Source organism: Sediminibacillus sp. JSM 1682029, from assembly GCF_041366435.1.
Lineage (GTDB): Bacteria > Bacillota > Bacilli > Bacillales > Amphibacillaceae > Sediminibacillus > Sediminibacillus terrae.
This window is the reverse complement of sequence record NZ_JBEWYY010000004.1, coordinates 151333-164086: the sequence shown is the minus strand read 5'-3', so window position 1 is coordinate 164086 and position 12754 is coordinate 151333. Positions and strand designations below refer to the sequence as shown.

Here is a 12754-nt window from a genome sequence, read left to right as displayed (position 1 = left end):
ATGTGCTATGCTGGCTTTATCTGATACAACTGTATTAAATAAGAGGAGAAGTCGATGAGAAGTTCAAGGGGGAGAAATAATTGAATTATATTGTGTGGATGATCATTGCCTGTGAAATTGCCTTCTGGATTGCAATCATTGCTGGTTTGGTCACCCGTTATTTATGGAAAAAAGAGAAAGCAGGACTCACTTTACTGGCGATGACACCGGTGATCGACTTGATTTTGCTGCTGCTGGCAGGTTTTGATTTAAACCGGGGAGCCGAGGCCACAGCAGCCCATGGTGTAGCTGCCATTTACATCGGAAGCTCGATTGCATTCGGAAAAAGTATGATAGCCTGGGCCGACCAACGCTTTCAATATTATATTCTAAAGCAGCAGGAATCAAAACCGCAAAAACGCTATGGATATCAATATGCCAGGCATTATGCCAAAGGATGGCTGCGCCATATACTGGCTTTTGCCATCGGAGCAGGGCTGCTTGCTGCCACGATTTTTATCATCGGAGATGCAGAACGGACGGAAGCTTTAACAGGAATAATCAGAGTGTGGGGGTTGGTTTTGGGAGTCGATACGCTTGCCACGATCAGTTACTTCATTTGGCCCCGGCAACGAAAAGCATAAAGCAAGCTAGACGCAAACACCTCGCCCGCCTACAATGAAAACCGGACATCTGGGGGTAACAAAAACAGAATCATAAGGGTAATTCGATTTACTCTTCTCCTCACGGATGAAGAGTTTTTTTCCGGGTGTCCTGCATTCCTTATATGTTCGCAAATTGTCCGGTTTCTGTATTATCAAATCAGCCAATCTGCTTCCGGGACTCTTTCAAGCTTGTTTCCTGTCGTTCCAGCAACAGAAGCATCTTTTCAAAAGTGGTCCCCCTTTTTTCCTGGACATCCTCCTGGAGTCTCGCTTTCAGCACAGCTTTTGTTTGATCATCCAACTTCACGATGAGCGCTTTCCACATGTCAATAAAGGTCGTTCCCGGCTCCATATGGATTTCATAAGCGAAACACGTTTTCAATACTTGGTAATACAATTCTTTCAATGCAACTTCATCCTTCATCCATAACAGGCCTCCATTCCGGTTTGGTAGTTTCTAACTGTAGTATGGACAGTAGATAGCCGGAATAAACGAAACCACTGAAAAATGTCGGCAATACAACGTTGTATACGATTGCATGTTTGTTTGCTAAAATCTTACCAAGGACTTGGATTGCCCGAGAAATTAGCGTTTTCCAGCTTTCCATCAAAACGAACACAAAGGGGATGCCACCATGTATCTGACCCCAGCTTTAGGCAGAAGAATCGTATCAGAAGTGAAGCCACTGCTCGATGAAAACATTATCATTGTCGACCCTGACGGTATCATCATTGCCAGTACTGACCCAGACCGGATAAATAGCTACCACGAGGGCGCTGTCATAGCCTGTCAAAGAAAAACAGAACTGATTCTTTCCGAAGCAGACGAAGCTGCCCTGACCGGCGTGAAGGCAGGAATCAACCTTCCGATCTATTTCGATGGATTGCCGATTGGCGTCATTGGTATCACCGGCAGTCCGGAAAAGGTCACGCCTTTTGGTTCGCTGGTAAAAAAAATGACAGAATTGCTCATTCAGGAAAATATGTATTTCCAGCAGACTGAGTGGAAAACCCGTCGACTGGAAGCCTATTTGTTCGAGTGGGTACAGCAGGAAGTTCCTGCGGAAGCATTCCTGGACAACGGACGTCTTTTAGGCATCGACATGTCCAACTGGAAACGCTGCTCCCTTATTCACTTTTCTGCTTCTGACAACCAAAACGCCTCTGAATTCTACAGAAATGCCCGGGATTGGCTGAAAAAAAGAACGAATGACATGGTGCTTAGCTGGGGAAATGATTGCTGTCTGGTTATACACGATGAACCGGCATCACTTGCGACGAAGCTAGCTCCCGAATACGCTCGTTTATTGACCCGGTTCCAACAGGAATTCAAAAGGCGGTTCGGATTTTTGCCGGAGATCGGAGTGGGGCCGGCCGGTCCCCCAGGAAAAATGAGACATCTGTTTCAGAAGACGGAAAAAACATTGGCCATTGCTTTAAAAAGAGCTGCGCTCGTTTTATATGAAGATTTACTGCTGGAGCTTTGCCTGGAAGATATGACACCGGCAACCAAAACCGCCTTCATCGAACGCTGCCTGGGAAAACTTCCCCAGGATTCGACTCTCTTGACCACTTTGAATGTGTTTTTGGCCAACAACTCGCAGATTTCGGAAACAGCACGCCAGTTACAAGTCCATATCAATACGGTCCACTACCGTTTGGGCAAGATCGAAGAACTTACCGGCCATGACCCGAAGCAGCTCTATTCCCAGGTATCTTTTTATCTAGCATTATTGTTTTTGGAGAACTATACAAATCCCACTTGAATTTTCACAACATTTTTATAGGTTTCCACATATAATTCCCTGCATATAGTTATTACAATAAAAGAAAATCAGCCAATAGATAAGGAGAATGTCGATGCTGACTAACAATGCAAGGGAATTACTGACCGCCATTGTCGGGAAAGAAAACGTGGAAACTTCTCAGGCAAGCAAACTTGTTTACTCCTTTGACGCCACTCCGCAATTTCAGGCTATGCCCGATGCCATAGTGTCTCCCCGGTCCGCTTCCGAGGTTGCCCAGGTAGTTAAATGGTGCAATGAACAGGAAATTCCGGTTGTACCAAGAGGGTCAGGCACTAACCTAAGTGCCGGAACGACGCCGCTTCAGGGAGGGATCGTCCTGCTTATGAAGCATTTGGATAAAATCCTGGAAATTGATGAAGAAAATTTGACCGTGACCGCTCAGCCCGGCGTTAATACCCTGGAACTGATGGAAGCTGTCGAAGCAAAAGGGTTGTTTTATCCACCTGACCCAAGCTCCATGAAGATTTCGCAAATCGGCGGAAATATCAACGAAAACTCCGGCGGTCTTCGCGGGTTGAAATACGGGGTGACCCGTGACTATGTGCTAGGTCTTGAAGTGGTCCTCCCGAATGGAGAAAAGATCCGCACGGGCGGCAAACTGGCAAAAGACGTGGCAGGTTATGATTTAACCAGGCTGTTTGTCGGTTCTGAAGGGACCTTGGGAATCATTACGGAGGCAACATTGAAACTGATTCCGATGCCGGAAACGAAAAAGACGGTCCTGGCACTTTATGAGGACATGGAAGCAGCTGCACGTACCGTCTCTAAAATCATCGCCAGCAAAATCATTCCGTCCACCCTCGAGTTTTTGGATCAACCTACCGTCAAAGTGGTCGAAGACTTCTCCAAAATCGGTCTGCCGACTCATGCCAAGGCTGTCCTGCTGATCGAGCAGGATGGAGATGCTGCTGTTGTCGAAAAAGATATTGCCCGTATCCTTTCGATTTGCGAGGAAAATCAGGCAATCGAGGTGAGCATGGCCGCTTCCGAGGCGGAAGCAGAAGCACTGCGTACGGCAAGGAGGTCCGCTTTATCAGCACTTGCCCGGTTAAAACCGACAACCATCCTCGAGGACGCTACGGTTCCTCGTTCGGAGATTGCCAACATGGTGTATGCCATCAACCAAATAGCAGAAAAACATCAGGTCGAAATTTGTACCTTCGGCCATGCCGGGGACGGCAATTTACATCCCACCTGCTTGACGGATGCCCGGGATAAAGAGGAAATGGAACGAGTCGAGCAAGCCTTCGAGGAAATTTTCACTACTGCCGTGGCACTTGGCGGAACGATAACTGGCGAGCACGGTGTCGGTGCCATGAAAGCCCCTTATCTGCATCTAAAGCTCGGTGTAGCCGGAGTGGAAGCCATGCGTTCCATCAAACAAGCATTCGATCCGAAAAATATCATGAATCCAGGAAAGATGTTTGCCAAAGAAAATCGCCAACGGGTGGTGGTCAAACAATGAAAACAGCAGAGAAGCGACAGATACAACAACAATTCCAGGAAAAGATGGATTATGATGAATTACTTAACTGTATGCGCTGCGGCTTTTGCCTGCCCAGCTGTCCGACCTATATTGAATCCGGGAAAGACGAAGCGCACTCCCCCCGCGGGAGAATAGCACTCATGAAAGCGGTCGTCGACGGAGAGATCGAACCAGATGAAGATGTCAAACGTTCGTTGGATATGTGCCTCGGCTGCCGGGCTTGCGAACCGGTCTGTCCATCCGGGGTGAACTATGGCCATTTACTGGAACAGGCACGGGATATCATCTATCAAAATCAAAAGCAATCCTTACCCGTCCAGGCCGTTCGAAAAGCGGCATTCCAAGGTTTATTCCCCCACCAACAACGCATGATCGGACTCACCGGCCTGATCGGTTTTTACCAGCGTTCGGGCTTGCGGACTGTTGCCCGAAAATCCGGCATGATGAAGCTGCTCCCCGAATCGATGCAGTTGATGGAAAGAGTGCTGCCGGATGTTCCGACAAGCAAATCCATGAAACAACGGCCAAGGCATTTGCGGCCGGCTGTACCAGTAAAAAAGCGGGTCGCGTTTTTCGCAGGCTGTCTAATGGACACTGTCTTCCTTCCGACCAATGAGGCAACGACGAAGCTTTTGCAGTACGTCGGCTGTGAAATCGTCGTTCCGGAAGCCCAGGCATGCTGTGGTGCCCTGCATGGCCATAGCGGGGAAAAACAGCAGGCAAAATCGATGGCAAAACGCAATATTGCCGCATTCGAAGCAGCTGAAATAGATTATATTATCACCAACGCTGGAGGCTGTGGCGCCTTTTTAGTCGATTACGGTCATTTATTGAAGGATGAGCCGGAGTGGAAAGATCGTGCCGAAGTTTTTTCCAGCAAGATAAAAGATATATCCAGTGTTTTAGTGGAGTTGGGTTTTGATAAATTTTCTTTGTCACTTCAAGACGAAATCATCACTTATCAGGATTCCTGTCACTTGAAAAATGTCCAAAAAACGTTCATGGAGCCAAGGAAATTGTTGTCTTCCATCGAAGGAGCGCAATATGTGGAGATGAAGGATGCCGGACGTTGCTGTGGATCGGCAGGCATCTACAATCTTGTCGAAACAGAGATGTCCATGCAGATTCTTGATTATAAAATGGAACAAACAAAAGCGACAAAGGCAAAGACGATTGTGACAGCCAATCCAGGCTGCCTGCTGCAGATGAAATTAGGGATTGAAAAAGAAGGCCTTTCCGACCAGATGAGGGCTGTCCATATTGTCGATTTGCTTCTGGAGGCTTACGAGAACGCAAATCCTCCTGCTTGATTCACACAAACGAGGCATCTTAAAAGAGCTTTGGACAAAAGCATCGCCACCAAAATAAAAACCGAACGATTCGTTCGGTTTTTATGATTAGCAAAAAACAAACCGCTCTACCCTTCTCTCATGAAAAATGCAACGTTCCACTCCGGCAAGGTACTTCGCTTTCTGAGGAAGTTGAAGCCTTGCCCGTGGAACGCGTAGTATCTTGCCGTAGCGATTCCAAGCACACATCAAACAACAGGATAAAACAAGAGATACAACTAAAAACCGAGCGAATTCATAAGCATTTAGAATTTGTTTGGTATTTTCTTTAGTGGCCATGCTTTTGTCCCGTCCTCTTTTGATTAAAGTCGGGAATAACGCAGATGGCTGCACAACTTTTTTATGAGCAAAGGAAATCTGCTACGATAAACTAAAGACACCAAAGGAAGGAGAGATAATCATGAAAATTGCATGTATATCCGATATCCATGGCAACGCCGACGCCCTCGATGCTGTGCTGCAGGATATCGAAAACCAGCAAATCGAAAAAATCCTCGTATTGGGAGACATCGCTTTTCGTGGACCCGAACCAAAGCGGTCGATCGAACGAGTCCGCAATCTCGATACGGACGTGATAAAAGGCAATGCAGATGAATGGGTCGTTCGGGGAATCAAAGAAGGAGAAGTGCCGGATAAAGCATTAGAGCTGATGAACAAAGAGCGGGACTGGACGGTATCCCAGCTAGAACAACGTGAGGTCGACTACTTAGCCGGACTTCCAAACCATAAGCAGCTGGAGATAGACGGCATATCCGTCCACGCCTTCCACGCCACGCCCGACAGTCTATTTGAGATAGTGCCACCAGATGCAGATGACAACACCGTTGAATCCAAGCTGTTTAAAGAACAGGCAGACGTCTATTTGTATGGACATATTCATAAATCTTACATCCGGACAATCAAAGGAAAAACGGTTGTCAATCTCGGAAGTGTCGGCCTTCCTTTTGATGGGATTGTGAAAGCCTCATACGCCATTATCGAAATCAAGGACGGAACGGTAAGCGCAACAATCAAAAAAGTTGCTTATGATGTGGAGAAGACGATAGAAAAGTATCGCCAGAACCATTATCCCAATACTGACATGATGGAGAAGGTTGTCCGCCAAGCCGCCGTTCCATCATAAAAACAGGTCTTAAACAGTCTATCAGAACTTTCGATAGACTGTTTTTATGCTTCGCCCTTTCTTCTTGGTAAATTATGTTAGTATGGTAGGTGGAGAGAATGCCTTTTTGCCCATAACAAATGTGCAGACTGCCACATCATCATGAGGACGTTCTTAGAAAAGCTGCAAAGAAGGCCTTCTTTTTCCAGAGAAATGGTTGAAATGGACAAAGCAACATCCTATAAAACAGCTTATCCTGAAAAAACAAAAAGGAGGTTATCTAATGTCGCAAACCGAAACTATTTTTGAAGTTCCAATCTGTTGCCGAGGAATTGCGGTCGTTCTGTTAAAGAAAATCGACGACCTCTATCATGTTTTATTGGTTAAACGGAAAAGCAAAATCCTAGATGGTGCCTGGTGCTACATCGGAGGAAGCATCGAAAACGGAGAAAAAGCCTCGGAAGCCGCCTTGCGGGAGATTAAAGAAGAAACCGGTATAAATGAAGTGATTTTGTATTCTGCCAATAGATTCGATCAATTTTACTCCCCACAGGAGGAATACATCTATATGGCACCCGTATTTGTCGGTTACGTTGACAGTCGGCACCATGTAAAACTTAATCATGAACATAGTGCGTACAAATGGCTGCCGGTTGAAGAGGCCATTGAGACTGTAACCCTTCCAGGAAACGATGAAGTCCTCGCCTTTATCGATAAACACTTTATTCAGAGAAGGCCATCTTCTTTCCTTCGTATAAGCAAGGAATTGTAAACAGATCAAATGCTTAAGACGTATCTCTATATTGGAGGGACCCTCCACCATATGTCCTTGAAGTAAATCATGCAGATGGTTCGTTCAGAAACTTCAGAACTTCGATTCCCATTGGAACTGCATGGACAATACCGGAAATAATGGGTGAGTTCCAACAAAGTAGCATCTTCTCTAACATTCTATTTGCAAACAAGCCCTCCTCATAAGGAAACGTCTAGTGAACGCACTGCTTACAGCTTGTTTCCCCTAATCGTTTTTGAGATAATAAAAGCAATACATGGACAAGATGTTACCTGACAAATCAATGGTACATAAAAGCAGCATAGCCCTGTAAACAAGGAGGAATCAAGTGTGACGAGAGACTTCCAGGAATCAAAAATGAAAGTTTTTTCGTTGAGCTCCAACCTGCCGCTGGCTGAAGAGATAGCCGACAATATGGGGGTAGAGCTTGGAAAAAGTACGGTGACAACCTTTAGTGACGGTGAAGTGCGCATCAGTATCGAAGAAAGTGTACGCGGATATGATGTCTTTGTCATTCAGTCCACGAGCGAACCGGTAAACCAACATATTTTAGAATTACTGATTATGATCGATACATTAAAAAGAGCTTCTGCTAAAACCATCAATATTGTCATTCCCTACTATGGGTATGCAAGACAAGACCGCAAAGCAAGACCGAGGGAACCGATCACTGCAAAGCTTGTCGCAGACTTGATTCAGGAAGCAGGTGCTTCAAGGGTCATCTCTCTGGACTTACATGCGCCGCAAATTCAGGGATTTTTCAACATACCGGTCGACCAACTGGCCGGCATTCCGATTTTGGCAAGTTATTTGCAGGAAAAACAATTTGAGGATGTAGTCGTCGTATCTCCAGATCACGGCAGTGTATCACGCGCACGCCAACTGGCTGATCACTTGAAAGCACCGATCGCGATTATCGACAAGCGCGGTCCCCGTGAAACAGAGGTCGGCGAATCGAACATCGTCGGAAATATCGAAGGGAAAACAGCTGTCCTGGTCGACGATATCGTCGATACCGGGACACGTATGACCAGTGGAACGAAAGCGTTGATGGCGAAAGGCGCCAAGGAAGTCTATGCCTGCTGCACGCACCCCGTGCTTTCAGGTATTGCCATTGAAAAAATCAATCAATCCGAGTTAAAAGAATTAATTGTCACCAACAGTATCCCGATTCCGGAAGAAAAGCACCTCGACCGGATTACACAGCTGTCGGTCGCACCGTTGATGAGCGATGCCATCACCAGAGTGTTCGAAGACCGTTCAGTCAGCCCGTTGTTTGACTGAATAAGAAAGCAGACCTATTGTTATTTAACCGGGGCTGTTATGGAGTACAAATCGTAAATGGTTCATTAAAGAGCAGTCCAAGTTACAATTGAATTGGACTGCTTATTTTCATTGAGACAAAGGTTACAAAAAAACGCAAATCAGCATAGGAATTGACACTCCTTTCAGCAATAGGACAGCATCTATTCTCAGCTATCGGTCCAGTATTTCCAAAAACGTTTTAATACTCTCAATTTTACAATTTTTAGAGTTTTTAATGGATACACTGTTAAGATCAAAGGAGGTATTTCAACTGACGGGGCAGTTTAATACAACTTTAGAGTTATTGCGAAATCACCTTTTTATGCCATATTATTTTACTTAAAAAAGATTAGACAGATTAAAAAGTTAGGCAAAAAATCGGGTAATGCATATTAGTAAACTATTACGCCACAAAAAAATCAATTTAAATTTATACATAGGAGAAAATTAATATGAGCCCTACAGATAAAAAAATTTATATCGCCTTTTACGATGATTCAGATGCAAATGCCTTGCTGGATTTACACTTGAGAAATGGTGAGTTATTTCAGAAATATTCCCCAACCTTTAGCAATGACTATTATACCCTTGAAGCAAAGCGTAAATATATTAGCAATTCTATAAAGCAGAGGGAAGAAGATAAACAATATTCCTTTGGTATTTTCTTAAAAGATGGCGACAAATTGATTGGAGAAGTATCCCTGTCTCGTATATCCCGAGGTGCACTCCAAAGAGGTTTAATCGGTTATTCCTTAGACAAGCAATATAATGGCAGAGGGCTTACCACTGAAGCAGTCACCTTGGCAGTAGATTTTGCTTTTAATGAACTAAAACTACATCGTATAGATGCAGGAGTAATGTTAAGCAATTTAGGTTCAATGCGAGTATTAGAAAAGGCTGGTTTTCATAAAGAAGGTATAGAACAAAAGGGTGTAAAAATTAATGGTCAATGGGAAGACCATCAGATATTTGCCATAATATCAGACAATAACTAAACTTTATTTGGTGAAGAATGTCCTTATATTATGATAGAGTATCTCATTTAACTTCAAAAACGAGATTGTGAAACAAAATACTTAAACTATTTGTGCAATAGCTGAACAAAAATTTATCGAGTATGGCAGCCCTATTCCGAAAAGGGCAGATTGGTAAAGTTTGAAAGAGACAATAAGTAGGATAAAATTTTTATAATAAATCATGTTGGAGGTGCTGCAATGAATGACACAATTAAGTCCTATTTTGAAAACCTTGAATCCCCAGACAAAAATTCACAATACGAAGCATTTCAGAATATAATTCATGCAACCAATGGAAAAGTGGACTGGGCTTATGAAGTTTGGGACGAATTGATTGACTGGCTTACTGACAAGGATAATCATCGTAGATCCAGAGCAGGACAGTTTCTTTCGGCATTAGCAATTAGTGACCCTGAAAAAAGGATGCTCCATGATTTTCCAAAGCTCTGGGAAGTGACAAAAGATTCGAAATTTGTAACTGCTCGCCATACTTTACAATCGATTTGGAAGGTAGGATTAGCAGGACAAGAACAAAGAGAAATGCTCCTTAACCACATTATTGATAGGTTTAAAAATGGAATGAATGAAAAGAATCATACTCTAATCCGATACGATATGATTGTGGGTTTGAAAAAATTATATAATGAAGTAACGGACGAACAAATTAAGGAAATAGCGATGGATCTGATTGAATATGAAGAAGATAGTAAATATCGAAAGAAGTATATGTCCGCTTGGAAATAAGGAAGATAGCGTCACCTTTTTTTATAACTAACATACGGAATGGTTCCCCACTCCAGTAACGAGCAGAGTCAGATTCTCTCCTGTCAAGCGTCCTTTTGCTATGCTTTGACATAAACTCCTGTATTTTGGGGAGCCATTCAAGAATCAAATTTCATGCCATCTTTTCTATCGAGTGATTTGGCATGGATTCGCTTACTCGATGGCTTCCCTTTTCAACTTTCAACTGTCTCTTCCAACCTTAGTCTTTTATCCAATACTCCCTACAATCCCTACTGCGTTCCATAAAGCCATATTCAATAAGGTACCTTCTGATGGTCGCAAAATCATTGTATATTGTTTTCAATATGCCGTTGACTTCTTTTTCCGTGTACTTTTTATCACGCTCAAAACGATTTACAATGTTTTGTAATACAATCAACTTTCTTTTTTCCTTGCTTGGAAACTTATCTAACTTTCCATCAGTTCCTTGTTTAAAATAGGTTGATAAAACCTTTTCTTTCTCTTTTTCTGTGGTTGCATATCGATCATCCACCATCTTTGCCCCCTTATGAAATTGCACAAAATTATCTTCCCTTTGGTTATCCGACTGTTTATTCAAAAGGTTCATAATCGCTAGAAAGACCTTTGCCTGTTTTTCTTTCTCTTTCAGTTTAAAGCGATGATTTCTCACCGTAGATGGACTCCCCACATTTAGCTCCCTCACGATTTCTTTGTCACTGAATCCCTTGCTGAAAAAGTGAAGCAATTCTTTTTGATGATCAGATAACCCGGTGTACTTTTTGTCCATTTTAAGCAGGTAATCAAATACAGAGTGATGCATGTCCTTTATGTGTCTTGCAACTGCTTTTTTGGCTTCATACAAAGTTCCATCCATCGGATAAATAATTCCCTCCACATACCTTGATCCACAGAGAAGGCACACATATTGTCCATCCGAGTGGACATACCCATTTGAAATTTCCTCAACGTTCGCTTTCCAAAAACGCTCTTCTTCCGTAATAATAAACAACTCCTTATTTTGTTTATTAATATAAAAACAATTTAATGCTTTGTTTATTTAAATGCAATAGTAATTTTCTGAATATTAGGACGTTGCAAAAGAAAGCAGCAATAAATTCTATAAGGAACCACACTTTTTCCGTCATGCTTCTTCTAATCTGAGCAATCGAGTAGGAGGAGGCGATTAACCTCCGTCCTCTCACACCACCGTACATACGGCCCCGTATACGGCGGTTTCCTTAAGATTGACGTAAGAAAATATATCGTTGGTATAAACTGCGTAACCCTAAACGATTCCAGTAAGAGTTGTTTAGGGTTTTGTGTAGTATCGGACTATCCGCAATTCGCCAGTAGCCTTTTCGGGTATTCGCCCATTCATGGGCTCTCCACCCTGGAACCCCTAGAGCTATCAGTTTTCTTTTACGGGTCTTTGGGCGTTTCCATTCTTTCCAAAGACACATCCTCAGCCGGCGGCGAATCCAGGCATCCAGTCTCGAGAAGATACTTTTCGTATCTGCCAGAGCGAAATATCCGCACCAACCAATAAGATATTGATTCAGCTTCCGAATACGGTATTCCATACTCCATCCCTTCGACCTCGATGTTAACTCCCGGATCTTTTCCTTCAGACGCTTGACACTTTTCTGGTGTACGCGCACCTTCGGTGTCCCGTATGAGGTGAAACTGAAGCCTAGGAACTTCCTTCTCCATGGTCGGTCGACAGCTGACTTCTTCCGGTTCACTTTTAGGTGAAGTTTCTTTTCAATGAAAGTAGTGATGGCGTTCATCACCCGATAGCCTGCTTTCCGAGAGGATACATAGATATGAAAGTCATCCGCGTACCGGACGAAGCGATGCCCCCTCTTTTCCAGTTCTTTATCCAATTCATGAAGAACGATATTTGCCAGAAGCGGACTTAACGGACCACCTTGCGGCGTTCCTTCACTTGAACGTACGCATACCCCATTCATGAGAATCCCGGATTTCACATACCGTTTGATAATCCTGAGAAGTTTGCTGTCTTTGATGGACTTCGCCAGAAGTCCCATTAACTTGTCATGATTGACCTTATCGAAGAATTTCTCCAAATCCATGTCGACAACCCAGCGGTTGCCTTCCCGGATATAGCTTTTCGCCCTGCGTATTGCCTGATGAGCGTTTCGTTTCGGGCGAAACCCATAGCTGTGTTCCGAGAAGATAGGGTCAAAAACCTTGGTTAGTTCTTGGGCTATGGCTTGTTGGATGAAACGGTCCTCCACGGTTGGGATACCTAACAGCCTTACTCCACCGTCTGGTTTCGGGATTTCGACTCGACGTACGGGAGCAGGTTGATAGGTCCCTTTCTCGAGTTCAGAACGCAGGGTAGACCAGTGTTCCATTACATGGCTTCGCAGGTTTTGTACGGGCATGTGGTCGACACCGTGACTCCCTTTATTGCGTTCCACGCGTTTCAATGCTTGTATGAGATTTTCCCGTGATAAAATGCGTTCCATCATTCGATATCTCTC

At 43.9% G+C, this 12754-nt stretch carries 12 protein-coding genes; 9 read left to right on the top strand and 3 right to left on the bottom strand.

From position 1 onward, the window contains the following. Positions 1 to 80 precede the first annotated feature (80 nt). Complete coding sequence (locus ABVF09_RS08940) at positions 81 to 623, top strand: hypothetical protein (protein ID WP_153462987.1); 543 nt, start codon at positions 81 to 83, stop codon at positions 621 to 623. Positions 624 to 801: 178 nt separating this feature from the next. Here the strand turns inward: ABVF09_RS08940 and ABVF09_RS08935 are convergent, their stop codons facing one another. Further along, positions 802 to 1068, bottom strand: a complete 267-nt coding sequence (locus tag ABVF09_RS08935; protein WP_026571168.1) for a hypothetical protein — start codon at positions 1066 to 1068, stop codon at positions 802 to 804. Between the two features lie 211 nt (positions 1069 to 1279). On the opposite strand from ABVF09_RS08935, the gene ABVF09_RS08930 reads away from it, so the two are divergent. The 8 genes from ABVF09_RS08930 (at position 1280) to ABVF09_RS08895 (ending at position 10247) form a co-directional block, all read left to right on the top strand. Then, positions 1280 to 2410: a CdaR family transcriptional regulator gene (locus tag ABVF09_RS08930; RefSeq protein WP_371069029.1), complete on the top strand. Its 1131-nt coding sequence runs from the start codon at positions 1280 to 1282 to the stop codon at positions 2408 to 2410. 94 nt (positions 2411 to 2504) lie between these two features. After that, positions 2505 to 3917, top strand: coding sequence for a glycolate oxidase subunit GlcD (gene glcD / locus ABVF09_RS08925; RefSeq protein WP_026571165.1), 1413 nt, complete (start codon positions 2505 to 2507; stop codon positions 3915 to 3917). Continuing rightward, positions 3914 to 5248: a (Fe-S)-binding protein gene (locus ABVF09_RS08920; RefSeq protein WP_026571164.1), complete on the top strand. Its 1335-nt coding sequence runs from the start codon at positions 3914 to 3916 to the stop codon at positions 5246 to 5248. Before glcD ends, ABVF09_RS08920 begins: the two co-directional genes overlap by 4 nt. 439 nt (positions 5249 to 5687) lie before the next feature. Continuing rightward, positions 5688 to 6410, top strand: a complete 723-nt coding sequence (locus tag ABVF09_RS08915; protein WP_371069028.1) for a metallophosphoesterase family protein — start codon at positions 5688 to 5690, stop codon at positions 6408 to 6410. A 262-nt stretch (positions 6411 to 6672) separates the two neighbouring features. Next, complete coding sequence (locus ABVF09_RS08910; RefSeq protein WP_371069027.1) at positions 6673 to 7161, top strand: NUDIX hydrolase; 489 nt, start codon at positions 6673 to 6675, stop codon at positions 7159 to 7161. Positions 7162 to 7512: 351 nt separating this feature from the next. Next, positions 7513 to 8466 carry a ribose-phosphate diphosphokinase gene (locus ABVF09_RS08905; RefSeq protein WP_026571161.1) on the top strand — a complete coding sequence of 318 codons (954 nt, stop codon included), beginning with the start codon at positions 7513 to 7515 and terminating at the stop codon, positions 8464 to 8466. Positions 8467 to 8939: 473 nt separating this feature from the next. Further along, on the top strand, positions 8940 to 9482 hold the full coding sequence (locus ABVF09_RS08900) for a GNAT family N-acetyltransferase (RefSeq protein WP_026571160.1): 543 nt from the start codon (positions 8940 to 8942) through the stop codon (positions 9480 to 9482). Between the two features lie 219 nt (positions 9483 to 9701). Next, complete coding sequence (locus tag ABVF09_RS08895; RefSeq protein WP_371069026.1) at positions 9702 to 10247, top strand: hypothetical protein; 546 nt, start codon at positions 9702 to 9704, stop codon at positions 10245 to 10247. A gap of 238 nt (positions 10248 to 10485) precedes the next feature. Here ABVF09_RS08895 and ABVF09_RS08890 read toward each other — a convergent pair whose 3' ends face one another. Both ABVF09_RS08890 and ltrA read right to left on the bottom strand, forming a co-directional pair. Then, complete coding sequence (locus ABVF09_RS08890) at positions 10486 to 11142, bottom strand: DUF2087 domain-containing protein (protein WP_371069025.1); 657 nt, start codon at positions 11140 to 11142, stop codon at positions 10486 to 10488. 343 nt (positions 11143 to 11485) lie between these two features. After that, positions 11486 to 12742, bottom strand: coding sequence for a group II intron reverse transcriptase/maturase (ltrA, locus tag ABVF09_RS08885; RefSeq protein WP_371069024.1), 1257 nt, complete (start codon positions 12740 to 12742; stop codon positions 11486 to 11488). Positions 12743 to 12754 lie beyond the last annotated feature (12 nt).

Bases quoted from the DNA above. Each gene is read 5' to 3' on its own strand.
- ABVF09_RS08935 (WP_026571168.1), bottom strand. From the start codon at position 1,068: ATGAAGGATGAAGTTGCATTGAAAGAATTGTATTACCAAGTATTGAAA.
- ABVF09_RS08930 (WP_371069029.1), top strand. From the start codon at position 1,280: ATGTATCTGACCCCAGCTTTAGGCAGAAGAATCGTATCAGAAGTGAAG.
- glcD (WP_026571165.1), top strand. From the start codon at position 2,505: ATGCTGACTAACAATGCAAGGGAATTACTGACCGCCATTGTCGGGAAA.
- ABVF09_RS08920 (WP_026571164.1), top strand. From the start codon at position 3,914: ATGAAAACAGCAGAGAAGCGACAGATACAACAACAATTCCAGGAAAAG.
- ABVF09_RS08915 (WP_371069028.1), top strand. From the start codon at position 5,688: ATGAAAATTGCATGTATATCCGATATCCATGGCAACGCCGACGCCCTC.
- ABVF09_RS08910 (WP_371069027.1), top strand. From the start codon at position 6,673: ATGTCGCAAACCGAAACTATTTTTGAAGTTCCAATCTGTTGCCGAGGA.
- ABVF09_RS08900 (WP_026571160.1), top strand. From the start codon at position 8,940: ATGAGCCCTACAGATAAAAAAATTTATATCGCCTTTTACGATGATTCA.
- ABVF09_RS08895 (WP_371069026.1), top strand. From the start codon at position 9,702: ATGAATGACACAATTAAGTCCTATTTTGAAAACCTTGAATCCCCAGAC.
- ltrA (WP_371069024.1), bottom strand. From the start codon at position 12,742: ATGATGGAACGCATTTTATCACGGGAAAATCTCATACAAGCATTGAAA.